The organism is Staphylococcus aureus, from assembly GCF_001027105.1.
Taxonomy (GTDB): domain Bacteria; phylum Bacillota; class Bacilli; order Staphylococcales; family Staphylococcaceae; genus Staphylococcus; species Staphylococcus aureus.
This window is the reverse complement of the sequence record NZ_CP011526.1, coordinates 1,781,902-1,798,953: the sequence shown is the minus strand read 5'-3', so window position 1 is coordinate 1,798,953 and position 17,052 is coordinate 1,781,902. Positions and strand designations below refer to the sequence as shown.

14 protein-coding genes are annotated in these 17,052 nt (G+C 32.4%); 13 read left to right on the top strand and 1 reads right to left on the bottom strand.

Annotated features, from left to right (window positions below; genetic code table 11):
- Positions 1-357 precede the first annotated feature (357 nt).
- The 8 genes from AA076_RS08925 to AA076_RS08890 all read left to right on the top strand — a co-directional run bounded on the left by AA076_RS08925 (position 358) and on the right by AA076_RS08890 (position 9,643).
- Complete coding sequence (locus AA076_RS08925) at positions 358-2,019, top strand: putative polysaccharide biosynthesis protein (RefSeq protein WP_000004335.1); 1,662 nt, start codon at positions 358-360, stop codon at positions 2,017-2,019.
- On the top strand, positions 2,016-2,711 hold the full coding sequence (locus tag AA076_RS08920) for a pseudouridine synthase (RefSeq protein WP_001217125.1): 696 nt from the start codon (positions 2,016-2,018) through the stop codon (positions 2,709-2,711). Before AA076_RS08925 ends, AA076_RS08920 begins: the two co-directional genes overlap by 4 nt.
- 16 nt (positions 2,712-2,727) lie before the next feature.
- Entirely contained in the window at positions 2,728-3,150 is a 423-nt protein-coding gene (locus tag AA076_RS08915; RefSeq protein ID WP_001051860.1) for a YtxH domain-containing protein, read from the top strand.
- 919 nt (positions 3,151-4,069) lie between these two features.
- Positions 4,070-5,479 (top strand): Mn(2+)-dependent dipeptidase Sapep, encoded by a 1,410-nt coding sequence (gene sapep, locus AA076_RS08910; RefSeq protein ID WP_000265417.1) that lies wholly within the window; start codon positions 4,070-4,072, stop codon positions 5,477-5,479.
- Positions 5,480-5,482: 3 nt separating this feature from the next.
- Positions 5,483-6,331 carry a D-amino-acid transaminase gene (gene dat, locus AA076_RS08905; protein ID WP_000411085.1) on the top strand — a complete coding sequence of 283 codons (849 nt, stop codon included), beginning with the start codon at positions 5,483-5,485 and terminating at the stop codon, positions 6,329-6,331.
- Between the two features lie 549 nt (positions 6,332-6,880).
- On the top strand, positions 6,881-7,672 hold the full coding sequence (locus AA076_RS08900) for a phosphotransferase family protein (RefSeq protein ID WP_000434765.1): 792 nt from the start codon (positions 6,881-6,883) through the stop codon (positions 7,670-7,672).
- A gap of 14 nt (positions 7,673-7,686) precedes the next feature.
- Positions 7,687-8,331, top strand: a complete 645-nt coding sequence (trmB, locus tag AA076_RS08895) for a tRNA (guanosine(46)-N7)-methyltransferase TrmB (protein WP_001266157.1) — start codon at positions 7,687-7,689, stop codon at positions 8,329-8,331.
- A 469-nt stretch (positions 8,332-8,800) separates the two neighbouring features.
- Positions 8,801-9,643 carry a YtnP family quorum-quenching lactonase gene (locus tag AA076_RS08890; RefSeq protein WP_000689580.1) on the top strand — a complete coding sequence of 281 codons (843 nt, stop codon included), beginning with the start codon at positions 8,801-8,803 and terminating at the stop codon, positions 9,641-9,643.
- Between the two features lie 124 nt (positions 9,644-9,767).
- On the opposite strand, the gene AA076_RS08885 is transcribed toward AA076_RS08890, so the two are convergent.
- Complete coding sequence (locus tag AA076_RS08885; RefSeq protein WP_000163826.1) at positions 9,768-10,079, bottom strand: PepSY domain-containing protein; 312 nt, start codon at positions 10,077-10,079, stop codon at positions 9,768-9,770.
- Between the two features lie 86 nt (positions 10,080-10,165).
- Here AA076_RS08885 and AA076_RS08880 point away from each other — a divergent pair, with 86 nt between their 5' ends.
- From AA076_RS08880 to AA076_RS08860, 5 genes are all read left to right on the top strand, one after another.
- Positions 10,166-11,242, top strand: coding sequence for a M42 family metallopeptidase (locus tag AA076_RS08880; protein ID WP_001024576.1), 1,077 nt, complete (start codon positions 10,166-10,168; stop codon positions 11,240-11,242).
- A 64-nt stretch (positions 11,243-11,306) separates the two neighbouring features.
- A complete protein-coding gene (locus AA076_RS08875) occupies positions 11,307-11,618 on the top strand; it encodes a thioredoxin family protein (RefSeq protein WP_000811163.1) in 312 nt (103 codons plus the stop codon).
- Positions 11,619-11,717: 99 nt separating this feature from the next.
- Entirely contained in the window at positions 11,718-12,575 is an 858-nt protein-coding gene (locus AA076_RS08870) for a DUF1444 domain-containing protein (RefSeq protein ID WP_001091387.1), read from the top strand.
- 28 nt (positions 12,576-12,603) lie between these two features.
- Positions 12,604-13,200 (top strand): YtpR family tRNA-binding protein, encoded by a 597-nt coding sequence (ytpR, locus tag AA076_RS08865; protein ID WP_001048368.1) that lies wholly within the window; start codon positions 12,604-12,606, stop codon positions 13,198-13,200.
- A 20-nt stretch (positions 13,201-13,220) separates the two neighbouring features.
- A complete protein-coding gene (locus AA076_RS08860; RefSeq protein WP_000118293.1) occupies positions 13,221-17,045 on the top strand; it encodes a DNA translocase FtsK in 3,825 nt (1,274 codons plus the stop codon).
- Positions 17,046-17,052: the final 7 nt, after the last annotated feature.

The following is a 17,052-nucleotide window of genomic DNA, read 5'->3' as shown; positions in this document are numbered from 1 at the left end:
TACTTTTTTAAACTTTGCTATATCTCTTGTGTTATGAGATGACAATTATGTTGAATATATTTATAATGTGAACTTCATAAAAAATGAAGATGTATGTGTATGATAAGAATGATTTTTCTACTGTTATGCGATGTTCATCTCAAATAGTAGTATAATGTTTATATGAAATTTCGTAATATTCTAATCAAAATCTAGTATTCAATGACAATGTGTTGATAATTTTGTTATGATAATTCATTGAATATACGACAATGAAATAAAGTTTTGTGATATATTCATAATAATGAAAAATGATTTTACAGAGAAACAGCTTTTAGTTTACAAAACTTTAATAAACATGAGATAGGGAGATTCGTAATGAGTGAAAGTAAAGAAATGGTGCGTGGAACCTTTTTAATTACCATTAGTATATTAATTACCAAGGTATTGGGCGTACTTTTTATCATTCCATTCAACTATTTAATTGGTGGACAAGAAAATATGGCGCCGTTCACATACGCTTATGCACCATATAATATTGCAATTGCAGTTGCGACAGCAGGTGTACCATTAGCAGCTTCGAAATATGTTGCGAAATATAATGCTATTGGGGCATATAAAGTAAGTCAGAAATTTTATAAATCGAGTTTTATTGTAATGAGTATTACCGGTGTTTTAGGTTTCTTGGTACTGTATTTCTTAGCACCTTATATTTCTGAATTAACATTAGCTAGAAACATTCATGATAAAAACGGTTGGTCAGTCGATGATATTACTTGGATTATAAGAATCATTAGTATGGTTGTTATCTTTATTCCTGTATTAGCGACATGGAGAGGGATATTCCAAGGTTATAAATCTATGGGGCCAACAGCAGTGTCAGAAGTAACTGAGCAAATTGCACGCGTGATTTTCATATTAATCGGAAGTTATTTAGTACTAAATGTCTTTGATGGCTCTATTTTATTAGCCAATGGTATTGCTACTTTTGCAGCAGCAGTTGGTGCGATTATTGGTATATTCACACTCTGGTATTACTGGAGAAAGCGTAAGCATAATATTGATCGTATGGTCGAATCTGATTACACAGATATAGATGTGTCATATGGCAAGATGTATAAAGAAATTATTGCTTATAGTATACCGTTCGTTATTGTAAGTTTGAATTATCCATTATTTAACTTAGTAGATCAATTTACACATAACGGTGCTTTATCTTTAGTTGGTATACCTTCACAGTTACAAGATATATTCTTTAATATGCTAAATATGTCAACTAATAAAATTGTAATGATTCCGACATCATTAAGTGCTGGTTTTGCAGTGAGTTTAATTCCTTATATTACAAAAACATTTGCAGAAGGTCGCTTACATGAAATGCATCATCAAATTAGAACATCTATTGGTGTATTAATGTTTATAACTGTTCCAGCTAGTATTGGAATTATGGCCTTGGCACAACCATTATTCACAGTTTTCTATGGTTACGATCCAATTGTTTTAGGTCATGACCCTAACCATGATGGTAGTCGCTTATTATTCTATTATGCGCCTGTAGCAATACTAATTTCACTATTAAGTGTAACGGCATCAATGTTACAAGGTATAGATAAACAGAAATTAACAGTTTATGTTATTTTAGCTTCTGTAGTTATCAAGTTAGCGTTAAACTATCCATTAATTATGTTATTCCATACACCTGGTGCAATTTTAAGTACTAGTATCGCATTATTATTTGCAATTGGATGTAATTTCTATATTCTTAAAAAATATGCGAAGTTTAAATTCAGCTATAGTTGGATTCATTTTGCAAAAATATTCTTGTATTCATTTATTATGATGCTAGGTGTAGAATTAGTATTTTTCCTTGCAAATCTATTCTTAGAACCTACTAAACTTGGTTACTTAATCATTATTATTTTAGGTGTTACAGTAGGTATTCTAATTTACGGTACAATCACAATTAAAACGCGTCTTGCGGACGAATTCTTAGGTGAAATTCCTGAAAAATTAAGACGTAGAGTTAGGTTTTTACGATGAGAATAGATAAATTTTTAGCAAATATGGGCGTCGGTACACGTAATGAGGTCAAACAGTTACTTAAAAAAGGCCTTGTAAATGTCAACGAACAAGTAATTAAATCACCAAAAACACATATAGAACCAGAAAACGATAAGATAACAGTTCGTGGAGAATTAATAGAATACATTGAAAATGTCTATATTATGTTAAATAAGCCAAAAGGTTATATATCAGCAACTGAAGATCATCATTCAAAAACCGTTATTGATTTAATACCTGAATACCAACATCTAAATATTTTTCCGGTTGGTCGTCTTGATAAAGATACAGAAGGGCTTTTATTGATAACGAATGATGGTGATTTTAATCATGAATTAATGAGTCCAAACAAACATGTTTCTAAAAAATATGAAGTTATTTCAGCAAATCCTATCACTGAAGACGACATTCAAGCTTTTAAAGAGGGTGTAACACTGACTGATGGCAAGGTTAAGCCTGCAATATTAACTTATATTGATAATCAAACGTCACACGTAACAATTTATGAAGGAAAATATCATCAAGTTAAACGAATGTTTCATAGCATTCAAAATGAGGTATTACATTTAAGACGTATCAAAATTGCTGATTTAGAATTGGACAGCAATTTAGATTCAGGAGAATATCGTTTATTAACTGAAAATGATTTTGACAAATTAAATTATAAATAAAAGGGAGACGATTGATATGGCAAAAGGTAATTTATTTAAAGCGATTTTAGGTATAGGTGGCGCTGTAGCAGCTGTACTTGTTACACGTAAAGATAGTCGTGACAAGCTGAAAGCAGAATATAATAAATATAAACAAGATCCTCAAAGCTATAAAGATAATGCTAAGGATAAAGCGACGCAATTAGGAACAATTGCTAATGAAACAATTAAAGAAGTAAAAACAAATCCGAAAGAATATGCTAATAGATTAAAAAATAATCCAAAAGCATTTTTCAAAGAAGAAAAATCAAAATTTACCGAATATGACAATAAGACTGACGAAAGTATTGAAAAAGGTAAATTTGATGATGAAGGTGGCGCAGCACCAAATAATAATTTACGTATCGTCACTGAAGAAGATTTAAAAAAGAATAAAAATGCATTATCTGATAAAGAATAAGATGTGAGTAGGACAGAAATGATAAGGGAGTGGGACAGAAATCATATTTTAGCAAAATTTATTTCGTCGTCCCACCCCGGCAAGGTTGACTAGAATTGAAAAAAGCTTGTTACAAGCGTATTTTCATTCAGTCAACTACTGCCAATATAATATTGTAAACTATAGGACATTTATTAGTGTTTCAGGTTCTTTATCGTTAGTCATAGCTAATATGCATATAGAAAGAAGAATACATGCGTGAAACTCATTCATAAGAAATACTAATATCTAAAGAAAACGTATTTCTTTATCTTTTCGAAATTCTCTGTGTTGGGGCCCTTACCCCAACTTGCACATTATTGAAAGCTGACTATTGGCCAGCTTCTGTGTTGGGGCCCCGCCAACTTGCACATTATTGAAAGCTGACTATTGGCCAGCTTCTGTGTTGGGGCCCCGCCAACTTGCATTGTCTGTAGAATTTCTTTTCGAAATTCTCTGTGTTGGGGCCCTTACCCCAACTTGCACATTATTGAAAGCTGACTATTGGCCAGCTTCTGTGTTGGGGCCCTTACCCCAACTTGCACATTATTGAAAGCTAACTATTGGCCAGCTTCTATGTTGGGGCCCCGCCAACTTGCATTGTCTGTAGAATTTCTTTTCGAAATTCTCTATGTTGGGGCCCCGGGGCGCATTTTCGTTCGGTTAATTACTGTCAATATTAAATTGTGTGCCTAGTACATTGACTTATATCTCGAGCTCTTGAATATGTGTATTTTAAATATATAAATTAAAAAAGGAACAAAGCAGCTATTTATGATTTGTGTCATATCAATAGCATCGTTTTGTTCCTTTTTATTATTTTCTGACATCTTATTGTAGTTTTTATATCTTTTCATGTAAAATAGAATTTAACTTATAGAAAAAAGGAAGTCGATTTCGAATGTGGAAAGAAAAAGTTCAACAATACGAAGATCAAATCATTAATGACTTAAAAGGATTATTAGCAATTGAAAGTGTGAGAGATGATGCAAAAGCATCAGAAGACGCACCAGTTGGTCCAGGTCCTCGTAAGGCATTAGACTACATGTATGAAATTGCACATAGAGATGGATTTACAACACATGATGTGGATCATATTGCAGGAAGAATTGAGGCAGGTAAAGGAAATGACGTATTAGGTATCTTATGTCATGTTGACGTTGTTCCTGCTGGTGATGGATGGGATAGTAATCCGTTCGAGCCGGTTGTAACAGAAGATGCTATCATAGCTAGAGGTACACTTGATGACAAAGGTCCAACAATTGCTGCTTATTATGCAATTAAGATATTAGAAGATATGAATGTGGATTGGAAGAAACGTATTCATATGATTATTGGTACGGATGAAGAATCTGATTGGAAATGTACGGATCGCTATTTTAAAACAGAAGAAATGCCAACATTAGGTTTTGCACCAGATGCAGAATTTCCATGTATTCATGGTGAAAAAGGCATTACAACATTTGATTTAGTTCAAAATAAACTTACTGAAGATCAAGATGAACCTGATTATGAATTAATAACTTTTAAATCTGGTGAACGTTACAACATGGTACCTGATCATGCAGAAGCAAGAGTGCTTGTTAAAGAAAATATGACAGATGTTATTCAAGACTTTGAGTACTTTTTAGAACAAAATCATTTACAAGGTGATAGTACTGTTGATAGTGGCATTCTAGTTTTAACAGTTGAAGGTAAAGCGGTTCATGGTATGGATCCATCTATCGGTGTGAATGCGGGTCTTTACTTACTAAAATTCTTAGCATCATTAAATCTTGATAATAATGCACAAGCGTTTGTAGCATTTAGTAATCGCTACTTATTTAATTCAGATTTTGGTGAAAAGATGGGAATGAAATTCCATACAGATGTCATGGGTGACGTGACAACTAACATTGGTGTTATTACATATGATAATGAAAACGCAGGTCTTTTCGGTATCAACTTACGCTACCCAGAAGGATTTGAATTTGAAAAAGCTATGGATCGTTTTGCAAATGAGATTCAACAATATGGCTTTGAAGTGAAATTAGGTAAAGTCCAACCACCACATTATGTTGATAAAAATGATCCTTTTGTACAAAAGTTAGTTACTGCATATAGAAATCAAACAAATGATATGACTGAACCTTATACTATAGGTGGCGGTACTTATGCGAGAAACTTAGACAAGGGTGTAGCATTTGGCGCAATGTTTAGTGATTCTGAAGATTTAATGCATCAGAAAAATGAATATATCACTAAAAAACAGTTATTTAACGCAACTAGTATTTACTTAGAAGCAATTTATTCATTATGCGTGGAGGAATAATATATGGAAAAAATTTTTTTAAATGGTGAGTTTGTAAGTCCAAGTGAAGCAAAGGTTTCATACAACGACAGAGGATACGTATTTGGCGATGGTATTTATGAATACATTCGAGTATATAATGGTAAGTTATTTACAGTAACAGAACATTATGAAAGATTTTTACGTAGTGCCAATGAGATTGGTTTAGATTTAAATTATTCTGTAGAAGAATTAATTGAACTATCTCGTAAATTAGTTGATATGAATCAAATTGAAACTGGGGCAATTTATATTCAAGCAACGCGTGGTGTAGCTGAAAGGAATCATAGCTTCCCGACACCTGAAGTAGAACCAGCAATTGTTGCTTATACAAAGAGTTATGATCGTCCTTATGATCATTTAGAAAATGGTGTGAATGGTGTTACCGTTGAAGATATCCGATGGTTACGTTGCGACATTAAAAGCTTGAACTTATTAGGAAATGTATTAGCAAAAGAATATGCTGTGAAATATAATGCAGTTGAAGCAATTCAACATCGAGGTGAAACTGTAACTGAAGGATCTTCAAGTAATGCTTATGCAATTAAAGACGGTGTGATTTATACACATCCGATTAACAACTATATTCTTAATGGTATTACACGAATTGTAATTAAAAAAATTGCCGAAGACTATAACATCCCATTTAAAGAAGAAACGTTTACTGTAGATTTCTTGAAAAACGCAGATGAAGTTATTGTTTCAAGTACTTCAGCTGAGGTTACACCTGTTATTAAATTAGATGGTGAACCAGTTAATGATGGTAAAGTTGGCCCAATTACACGTCAACTACAAGAAGGATTTGAAAAGTATATAGAGTCACACAGTATTTAAAATTCTTTCATCATATTTTTAGATTAAATTACTTAAATTTATCAACTTTCGTAAGTGAATTATGTTATAATTTAAAACGAAGCTTAAAAGTGTTGTTTAGAAAACACATATTAGTAAAAAGTGCCATTTTGTTTCTCATTTTCAGTTGAAATATAATGATAAAAATTATAAAATTTTCTATGAGTTACAAATATGATGTGCATCATATTTTACTAAGTACGTAAATGTTACAGTTCATAAATTTATGCTAACCATGAAAATGGGATAGCAATTATTTTGAAAACTAGAGTTTATCGCCTACAGAGATTCAAAAACATGTAGTTTTAGACACGGTAACATTATATGTCAAGTAAGTGACTATAGAATGTATGGTGTCAATGACAGACATTACGATTTAAATTTAGTCGTGTAATGTAGGCATTGGTTGAGGATTTACAATAATTATCTGGACATAATATTTGTACCAGTATGGTGTTATAAATTAGAATATATGGCTCTTGAAAAACCTATTTCTAGAGCCATTTTCTAATTGAAAGTGAGGTGGACGAGTTGGAGCAGTTTTATCAATTAGGGTGGACACTTGATTCAGCAGGTGGTGCATCTGGTGAAGCATATATGGCTGAACAAGATGGACAAAAGTTGTTTTTAAAACGAAATTCAAATCCATTTATTGCGGCATTATCAGCAGAAGGTATTGTGCCCAAATTAGTATGGACGAAACGCATAGAAACAGGCGAGGTTGTTACAGCACAACATTGGAAAAATGGGCGTGAACTATCTTCAAACGAAATGAAGCAAACAAGAGTTGCACATTTATTAAAGAAGATACACAATTCTAGACCTTTATTAAGTATGTTAAAGCGTATGGAAATGGAACCTATTACTCCTGAGATTATGCTTAATAAAATTAATGCCTCTTTATCAAGAGAAGTTTTAACACATCATATTGTGAGAAAATCATTAACCTATTTAGAAGAGCATATACCGAGTTTAGATTCGCGTTTTTTCACTGTTGTACATGGTGATGTGAATCATAATAATTGGTTATTATCCGATCGAGATGAACTATTTTTAGTTGATTGGGAAGGTGCAATGATTGCAGACCCGGCAATTGATATCGGAATGCTGCTTTACAACTATGTTCCACAACAACAATGGTCTGAATGGCTTGAAACATATGGTGTTCAAGAGAGCTTGAATTTAAATAAACGTATGAAATGGTATACGGTAATTCAATCTATAGGTCTTGTTCAATGGTATGAAGAGCAAAAAAGATATAAGGATATGAACACTTGGCTTAAATTCCTAAATGAAGTTATGAATAGTAACATGTTTATTTAAGAGGAGAATAAAATATGAGAGTTCGATACAAACCATGGGCTGAAGATTATTTAAAAGATCATCCTGAATTGGTTGACATGGACGGTCAACATGCAGGGAAAATGACTGAATGGTTTGATAAAACGCAACCGATACACATTGAAATTGGTTCGGGTATGGGGCAGTTTATTACAACATTAGCTGCTCAAAATCCTCATATTAACTATATTTCAATGGAACGTGAGAAAAGTATCGTTTATAAAGTATTGGATAAAGTTAAAGAGATGGGTTTAACAAATTTAAAGATTATTTGTAATGACGCCATTGAATTAAATGAATATTTTAAAGACGGCGAAGTTTCGCGTATTTATTTGAACTTTTCAGATCCATGGCCAAAAAATCGTCATGCAAAACGACGTTTAACGTATCATACGTTTTTAGCGTTGTATCAACAAATCTTAAATGATGAAGGAGATTTACATTTTAAAACTGATAACAGAGGACTATTTGCCTACAGTTTAGAAAGTATGTCTCAATTTGGAATGTATTTTACAAAAATAAATCTAAATTTACATCAAGAAGACGATGGCAGTAATATTTTAACAGAATATGAAAAGAAATTTTCGGATAAAGGGTCACGTATTTATCGTATGGAAGCGAAATTCCATTCACAAAAATAGAGCACTTATGAGGGTATGTACACATACAATCATAAGTGTTTTTTCGTACTATAATGGTTCTATAGATAAAGGTTCTATAATAAATCGGACTGATGGAAAAAGTTTTTAACTTTTCATCTGTCCGATTTTTTGATTTTGAATATAAAAAAAGCGCAATTATCTCTATAATTAAAAGTGACTAAACAAATAACTAAAGGAGATAATGCGCCTATGAACAATGTTATACTAAATACCTTTGATTTAAAAGAATAAAGCTTGCATTTTACTTGTAAATTTTAATTATTAATTTAAAATTACAGGCCGATGGTTATGATGCATTTACATATAATATGATTGCATTAATCTTTATAAGTAGTTAGAAGTGTATTAGTGTGGGGCGTTTCGTTTTTGTTCGCATTTATGAATAGTGATATGATGTAATAAACACATGCTAATTGTAATAACGAATACAGAAAGAATAGGTGATGTTATGAAAATCGGGGATATATCTATTCATTATCTAAATGGTGGCAATACAAAAATGGATGGCGGTGCAATGTTTGGTGTTGTTCCGAAGCCGTTGTGGTCAAAGCAATACAATGCAAATGAACGAAATCAAATCAATTTACCGACACATCCAATTTTGATTCAAACGGCTCAATATAATTTGATTATAGATGCAGGTATTGGTAATGGTAAATTATCTGAAAAGCAATTACGTAATTTTGGAGTAGATGAAGAAAGTCATATAATTGCTGATTTGGCAAATTATAATTTAACGCCAAAGGATATTGATTATGTGCTAATGACACATATGCATTTTGATCATGCTGCCGGTTTGACTGATCAAGCAGGACATGCAATTTTTGAAAATGCGATTCATGTTGTGCAACAAGATGAGTGGCATGAGTTTATTGCACCTAATATAAGAAGTAAATCAACTTACTGGGATAAGAATAAAGGCGATTATAGTAACAAGTTGATTTTATTCGAAAAACATTTTGAACCGGTTCTGGGTATCAAGATGCAACATAGTGGAGGTCATAGCTTTGGCCACACGATTATTACGATTGAAAGTCAAGGAGATAAAGCAGTTCATATGGGTGATATATTCCCAACTACTGCACATAAAAATCCTCTATGGGTAACGGCATATGATGATTATCCTATGCAATCGATTCGTGAAAAAGAACGCATGATACCATATTTTATTCAGCAACAATATTGGTTCTTGTTTTATCATGATGAAAACTACTTTGCTGTAAAATACAGCGATAATGGTGAAAACATAGATGCATATATTTTACGTGAAACATTAGTTGATAATAACTAAAATAAAGATGTATTACTAAACAAATTTTCAAAAATAAAAAATTGAGCCACATCCAATCTTACTAATTAGGGTGTGGCTCATTTTTAAGTTTTACGATCCAAATCAAATATGGATAAAATTCGTATTAACGCTCTACAATGTTAATGACTTCACCAGTATATGCATCTGCATAAAAATCATAATGAATATTTTGACCATTTTTAATAGTTGTAATTCCACCTTGATAAACTAAACGGTATTTATCAGTTTCAGGATGAACGAATGGTTCATAAACGATATATGAGCCTTTGACATTCATAAAATATGATTTTACTTCATTAAGTACTTTAACGGGATTATAGCGTTTACGATTAATAAATTGGATGATTGAAATGGTAGAAATAATTACAATGGCTACTGCAATTATTGTTGGAATTATATATTTCAGTTTAGTCATCATTTATGCTCCCTTGATTTCAAATTCATATCATTAGTTTACCATATTGAAGATGATATAATAACTTATAAGGAGTGAGAACTTTTATGAACATAAATAAAAAAGTAACATTACAACGAATTCAAACTTTAACTGAGCTTCATGGGGCACCAGGTTTTGAAGAAGAAGTAAAAAATTATATGACTCAGCAAATGGCGCCGTACGTAGATGAATTTATTGAAAATCGTATGGGTGGATTTTTTGGTGTGAAAAAATCTAAAAATCCAAATGCAAAACGTGTAATGATTGCAGCACATATGGATGAAATCGGATTTATGATTACAAATATCACTAAAAATGGAATGATTCAATTCACAAATTTAGGTGGTGTTGCAAATGATATTTGGCAAGGACAACGCTTAGTAATTAAAAATAGAAATGGCGATAAAATTATCGGTGTTGTTTCTAATATACCTAAACATTTTCGTACTGGTAGTGAAGGTGCACCGGAAATTAAAGATTTAACATTAGATATAGGTGCTCAAAATGAAGATGAGGTGCGTGAGCGCGGAATAGATATAGGAGATACAATTGTACCTCACACGCCATTCACACAGTTATCTGAACATCGATATAGTGCTAAAGCATGGGATAATCGTTATGGTTGTGTCTTGGCAATTGAAATACTAGAATTATTAAAAGATATAGAATTAGATGTAGACTTGTATGTTGGCGCAAATGTTCAAGAAGAGGTTGGATTACGAGGTGCGAAAGCATCTGCAGAGATGATAGACCCAGACGTTGCATTTGTAGTTGATTGTTCACCTGCCAATGACGTTAAAGGAAACCAACCATTATCTGGTGAACTTGGTAAAGGGACGTTAATTCGCATAAAAGACGGTACAATGATTTTAAAGCCTGTATTTAGAGACTATTTATTAAAGTTAGTAGAAGCACATGACATTGAACATCAATACTATATGTCACCAGGTGGAACAGATGGTGGAGAAATTCATAAAGCTAATATTGGTATTCCGACTGCAGTTATTGGTGTATGTGCACGATATATTCATAGTACAGACTCAGTATTTGATATAAGAGACTATTTTGCAGCTAGATCTTTACTTTCAGAAGCCATTTGTAATTTAGATAATAATCAAATAGAAACATTACAATATAAATAATCGGGTAATAACAACTATTATCTCTAAATAGTTATATATAATCATTAATTAAGGAGACATAAAAATGAAACAACTTGAATCAGAACAACAATTTGAATCTTTAAAACAAGGTGCTACAGTATTTGAATTCACTGCAGGCTGGTGTCCAGATTGTAGAGTGATAGAACCAGATTTACCGGAATTAGAAGCGAGATATCCTATGTTTGACTTCGTATCAGTAGACCGTGATAAATTTATGGATATTTGTATTGAAAATGGTATTATGGGTATTCCAAGTTTTCTAGTATATAAAAATGGAGAACTGCTTGGAAGTTATATTGGAAAAGAACGAAAATCAATTGAACAGATAGATGCATTTTTAGCTCAATACGTGTAATTTAGACTAGAGAAAAACGGGGTAATACTCGTTTTTCTCTGTTACTATGTGTTGATTTATTGTAAACTATTATAAGGTGCGAAATTAGGAGTGTTACATATGAATACCTTTCAAATGAGAGATAAATTAAAGGAACGTTTAAGCCATTTAGACGTTGATTTTAAATTTAATCGTGAAGAAGAAACTTTGCGTATTTATCGAACAGATAATAACAAAGGTATCACGATTAAACTTAACGCTATAGTCGCAAAATATGAAGATAAAAAAGAAAAAATTGTAGATGAAATTGTTTATTACGTTGATGAAGCTATTGCACAAATGGCAGATAAAACCCTTGAGAGTATATCATCTAGTCAAATTATGCCTGTCATTAGAGCGACTAGCTTTGATAAAAAAACTAAACAAGGTGTTCCTTTTATCTATGATGAGCATACTGCAGAAACAGCAGTTTATTATGCAGTCGATTTAGGGAAATCATATCGTCTAATTGACGAAAGCATGTTAGAGGATTTGAAGTTAACTGAACAACAAATAAGAGAAATGTCTCTGTTTAATGTTAGAAAATTGTCAAATTCATATACGACTGATGAAGTAAAAGGTAATATTTTTTATTTTATTAACTCAAATGACGGGTATGATGCAAGTAGGATACTAAATACTGCATTTTTAAATGAAATTGAGGCACAATGTCAAGGCGAAATGCTCGTAGCAGTGCCACACCAAGATGTGTTAATTATTGCAGATATACGCAATAAAACAGGATATGATGTGATGGCACATTTAACAATGGAATTTTTCACTAAAGGTCTAGTTCCAATTACATCATTATCCTTTGGATATAAACAGGGTCATCTTGAACCGATATTTATTTTAGGTAAAAATAATAAACAAAAAAGAGATCCAAACGTGATTCAGCGTTTAGAAGCAAATCGTCGTAAATTTAATAAAGATAAATAGAAATAATTGGATAAGGAGTTTTGTCATAATGAATTTATTTTACAATCCTAAATATGTAGGAGATGTCGCATTTTTACAAATTGAACCAGTTGAAGGTGAATTAAACTACAATAAAAAAGGTAATGTTGTTGAAATTACTAATGAAGGTAATGTTGTAGGTTATAATATTTTTGAAATTTCAAAAGATATAACAATTGAAGAAAAAGGTCATATTAAATTAACTGATGAACTTGTAAATGTATTCCAAAAGCGTATTTCAGAAGCTGGTTTTGATTATAAATTAAATGCTGATCTATCACCGAAATTTGTAGTTGGCTACGTTGAAACTAAAGACAAACATCCTGATGCAGATAAATTAAGTGTACTAAATGTAAACGTTGGAAATGACACATTACAAATTGTATGTGGCGCGCCTAACGTTGAAGCTGGACAGAAAGTTGTTGTTGCTAAAGTAGGTGCAGTGATGCCTAGCGGTATGGTAATTAAAGATGCTGAATTACGTGGTGTTGCCTCAAGCGGTATGATTTGTTCAATGAAAGAATTGAATTTACCTAATGCACCTGAAGAAAAAGGTATTATGGTATTAAATGACAGCTATGAAATTGGACAAGCATTTTTTGAATAATTAAGGAAGGTAGTGAAAATATGAGCTGGTTTGATAAATTATTCGGCGAAGATAATGATTCAAATGATGACTTGATTCATAGAAAGAAAAAAAGACGTCAAGAATCACAAAATATAGATAACGATCATGACTCATTACTGCCTCAAAATAATGATATTTATAGTCGTCCGAGGGGAAAATTCCGTTTTCCTATGAGCGTAGCTTATGAAAATGAAAATGTTGAACAATCTGCAGATACTATTTCAGATGAAAAAGAACAATACCATCGAGACTATCGCAAACAAAGCCACGATTCTCGTTCACAAAAACGACATCGCCGTAGAAGAAATCAAACAACTGAAGAACAAAATTATAGTGAACAACGTGGGAATTCTAAAATATCACAGCAAAGTATAAAATATAAAGATCATTCACATTACCATACGAATAAGCCAGGTACATATGTTTCTGCAATTAATGGTATTGAGAAGGAAACGCACAAGCCAAAAACACATAATATGTATTCTAATAATACAAATCATCGTGCTAAAGATTCAACTCCAGATTATCACAAAGAAAGTTTCAAGACTTCAGAGGTACCGTCAGCTATTTTTGGCACAATGAAACCTAAAAAGTTAGAAAATGGTCGTATCCCTGTAAGTAAACCTTCAGAAAAAGTTGAGTCAGATAAACAAAAATATGATAAATATGTAGCTAAGACGCAAACGTCTCAAAATAAACAATTAGAACAAGAAAAACAAAATGATAGTGTTGTCAAACAAGGAACTGCATCTAAATCATCTGATGAAAATGTATCATCAACAACAAAATCAATGCCTAATTATTCAAAAGTTGATAATACTATCAAAATTGAAAATATTTATGCTTCACAAATTGTTGAAGAAATTAGACGTGAACGAGAACGTAAAGTGCTTCAAAAGCGTCGATTTAAAAAAGCGTTGCAACAAAAGCGTGAAGAACATAAAAACGAAGAGCAAGATGCAATACAACGTGCAATTGATGAAATGTATGCTAAACAAGCGGAACGCTATGTTGGTGATAGTTCATTAAATGATGATAGTGACTTAACAGATAATAGTACAGATGCTAGTCAGCTTCATACAAATGGCATAGAGAATGAAACTGTATCAAATGATGAAAATAAACAAGCGTCAATACAAAATGAAGACACTAATGACACTCATGTAGATGAAAGTCCATACAATTATGAGGAAGTTAGTTTGAATCAAGTATCGACAACAAAACAATTGTCAGATGATGAAGTTACGGTTTCGAATGTAACGTCTCAACATCAATCAGCACTACAACATAACGTTGAAGTAAATGATAAAGATGAACTAAAAAATCAATCCAGATTAATTGCTGATTCAGAAGAAGATGGAGCAACGAATAAAGAAGAATATTCAGGAAGTCAAATCGATGATGCAGAATTTTATGAATTAAATGATACAGAAGTAGATGAGGATACTACTTCAAATATCGAAGATAATACCAATAGAAACGCGTCTGAAATGCATGTAGACGCTCCTAAAACGCAAGAGTACGCAGTAACTGAATCTCAAGTAAATAATATCGATAAAACGGTTGATAATGAAATTGAATTAGCACCGCGTCATAAAAAAGATGACCAAACAAACTTAAGTGTCAACTCATTGAAAACGAATGATGTGAATGATAATCATGTTGTGGAAGATTCAAGCATGAATGAAATAGAAAAGAATAACGCAGAAATTACAGAAAATGTGCAAAACGAAGCAGCTGAAAGTGAACAAAATGTCGAAGAGAAAACTATTGAAAACGTAAATCCAAAGAAACAGACTGAAAAGGTTTCAACTTTAAGTAAAAGACCATTTAATGTTGTCATGACGCCATCTGATAAAAAGCGTATGATGGATCGTAAAAAGCATTCAAAAGTCAATGTGCCTGAATTAAAGCCTGTACAAAGTAAGCAAGCTGTGAGTGAAAGAATGCCTGCGAGTCAAGCCACACCATCATCAAGATCTGATTCACAAGAGTCAAATACAAATGCATATAAAACAAATAATATGACATCAAACAATGTTGAGAACAATCAACTTATTGGTCATGCAGAAACAGAAAATGATTATCAAAATGCACAACAATATTCAGAGCAGAAACCTTCTGTTGATTCAACTCAAACGGAAATATTTGAAGAAAGTCAAGATGATAATCAATTGGAAAATGAGCAAGTTGATCAATCAACTTCGTCTTCAGTTTCAGAAGTAAGCGACATAACTGAAGAAAGCGAAGAAACAACACATCCAAACAATACTAGTGGACAACAAGATAATGATGATCAACAAAAAGATTTACAGTCATCATTTTCAAATAAAAATGAAGATACAGCTAATGAAAATAGACCTCGGACGAACCAACAAGATGTTGCAACAAATCAAGCTGTACAAACATCTAAGCCGATGATTCGTAAAGGCCCAAATATTAAATTGCCAAGTGTTTCATTACTAGAAGAACCACAAGTTATTGAGTCGGACGAGGACTGGATTACAGATAAAAAGAAAGAACTGAATGACGCATTATTTTACTTTAATGTACCTGCAGAAGTACAAGATGTAACTGAAGGTCCAAGTGTTACAAGATTTGAATTATCAGTTGAAAAAGGTGTTAAAGTTTCAAGAATTACGGCATTACAAGATGACATTAAAATGGCATTGGCAGCGAAAGATATTCGTATAGAAGCGCCTATTCCAGGAACTAGTCGTGTTGGTATTGAAGTTCCGAACCAAAATCCAACGACAGTCAACTTACGTTCTATTATTGAATCTCCAAGTTTTAAAAATGCTGAATCTAAATTAACAGTTGCGATGGGGTATAGAATTAATAATGAACCATTACTTATGGATATTGCTAAAACGCCACACGCACTAATTGCAGGTGCAACTGGATCAGGGAAATCAGTTTGTATCAATAGTATTTTGATGTCTTTACTATATAAAAATCATCCTGAGGAATTAAGATTATTACTTATCGATCCAAAAATGGTTGAATTAGCTCCTTATAATGGTTTGCCACATTTAGTTGCACCGGTAATTACAGATGTCAAAGCAGCTACACAGAGTTTAAAATGGGCCGTAGAAGAAATGGAACGACGTTATAAGTTATTTGCACATTACCATGTACGTAATATAACAGCATTTAACAAAAAAGCACCATATGATGAAAGAATGCCAAAAATTGTCATTGTAATTGATGAGTTGGCTGATTTAATGATGATGGCTCCGCAAGAAGTTGAACAGTCTATTGCTAGAATTGCTCAAAAAGCGAGAGCATGTGGTATTCATATGTTAGTAGCTACGCAAAGACCATCTGTCAATGTAATTACAGGTTTAATTAAAGCCAACATACCAACAAGAATTGCATTTATGGTATCATCAAGTGTAGATTCGAGAACGATATTAGACAGTGGTGGAGCAGAACGCTTGTTAGGATATGGCGATATGTTATATCTTGGTAGCGGTATGAATAAACCGATTAGAGTTCAAGGTACATTTGTTTCTGATGACGAAATTGATGATGTTGTTGATTTTATCAAACAACAAAGAGAACCGGACTATCTATTTGAAGAAAAAGAATTGTTGAAAAAAACACAAACACAATCACAAGATGAATTATTTGATGATGTTTGTGCATTTATGGTTAATGAAGGACATATTTCAACATCATTAATCCAAAGACATTTCCAAATTGGCTATAATAGAGCAGCAAGAATTATCGATCAATTAGAGCAACTCGGTTATGTTTCGAGTGCTAATGGTTCAAAACCAAGGGATGTTTATGTTACGGAAGCAGATTTAAATAAAGAATAATTATGAG

Bases quoted from the DNA above. Each gene is read 5' to 3' on its own strand.
- AA076_RS08925 (WP_000004335.1), top strand. From the start codon at position 358: ATGAGTGAAAGTAAAGAAATGGTGCGTGGAACCTTTTTAATTACCATT.
- AA076_RS08920 (WP_001217125.1), top strand. From the start codon at position 2,016: ATGAGAATAGATAAATTTTTAGCAAATATGGGCGTCGGTACACGTAAT.
- AA076_RS08915 (WP_001051860.1), top strand. From the start codon at position 2,728: ATGGCAAAAGGTAATTTATTTAAAGCGATTTTAGGTATAGGTGGCGCT.
- sapep (WP_000265417.1), top strand. From the start codon at position 4,070: ATGTGGAAAGAAAAAGTTCAACAATACGAAGATCAAATCATTAATGAC.
- dat (WP_000411085.1), top strand. From the start codon at position 5,483: ATGGAAAAAATTTTTTTAAATGGTGAGTTTGTAAGTCCAAGTGAAGCA.
- trmB (WP_001266157.1), top strand. From the start codon at position 7,687: ATGAGAGTTCGATACAAACCATGGGCTGAAGATTATTTAAAAGATCAT.
- AA076_RS08890 (WP_000689580.1), top strand. From the start codon at position 8,801: ATGAAAATCGGGGATATATCTATTCATTATCTAAATGGTGGCAATACA.
- AA076_RS08885 (WP_000163826.1), bottom strand. From the start codon at position 10,079: ATGACTAAACTGAAATATATAATTCCAACAATAATTGCAGTAGCCATT.
- AA076_RS08880 (WP_001024576.1), top strand. From the start codon at position 10,166: ATGAACATAAATAAAAAAGTAACATTACAACGAATTCAAACTTTAACT.
- AA076_RS08875 (WP_000811163.1), top strand. From the start codon at position 11,307: ATGAAACAACTTGAATCAGAACAACAATTTGAATCTTTAAAACAAGGT.
- AA076_RS08870 (WP_001091387.1), top strand. From the start codon at position 11,718: ATGAATACCTTTCAAATGAGAGATAAATTAAAGGAACGTTTAAGCCAT.
- ytpR (WP_001048368.1), top strand. From the start codon at position 12,604: ATGAATTTATTTTACAATCCTAAATATGTAGGAGATGTCGCATTTTTA.
- AA076_RS08860 (WP_000118293.1), top strand. From the start codon at position 13,221: ATGAGCTGGTTTGATAAATTATTCGGCGAAGATAATGATTCAAATGAT.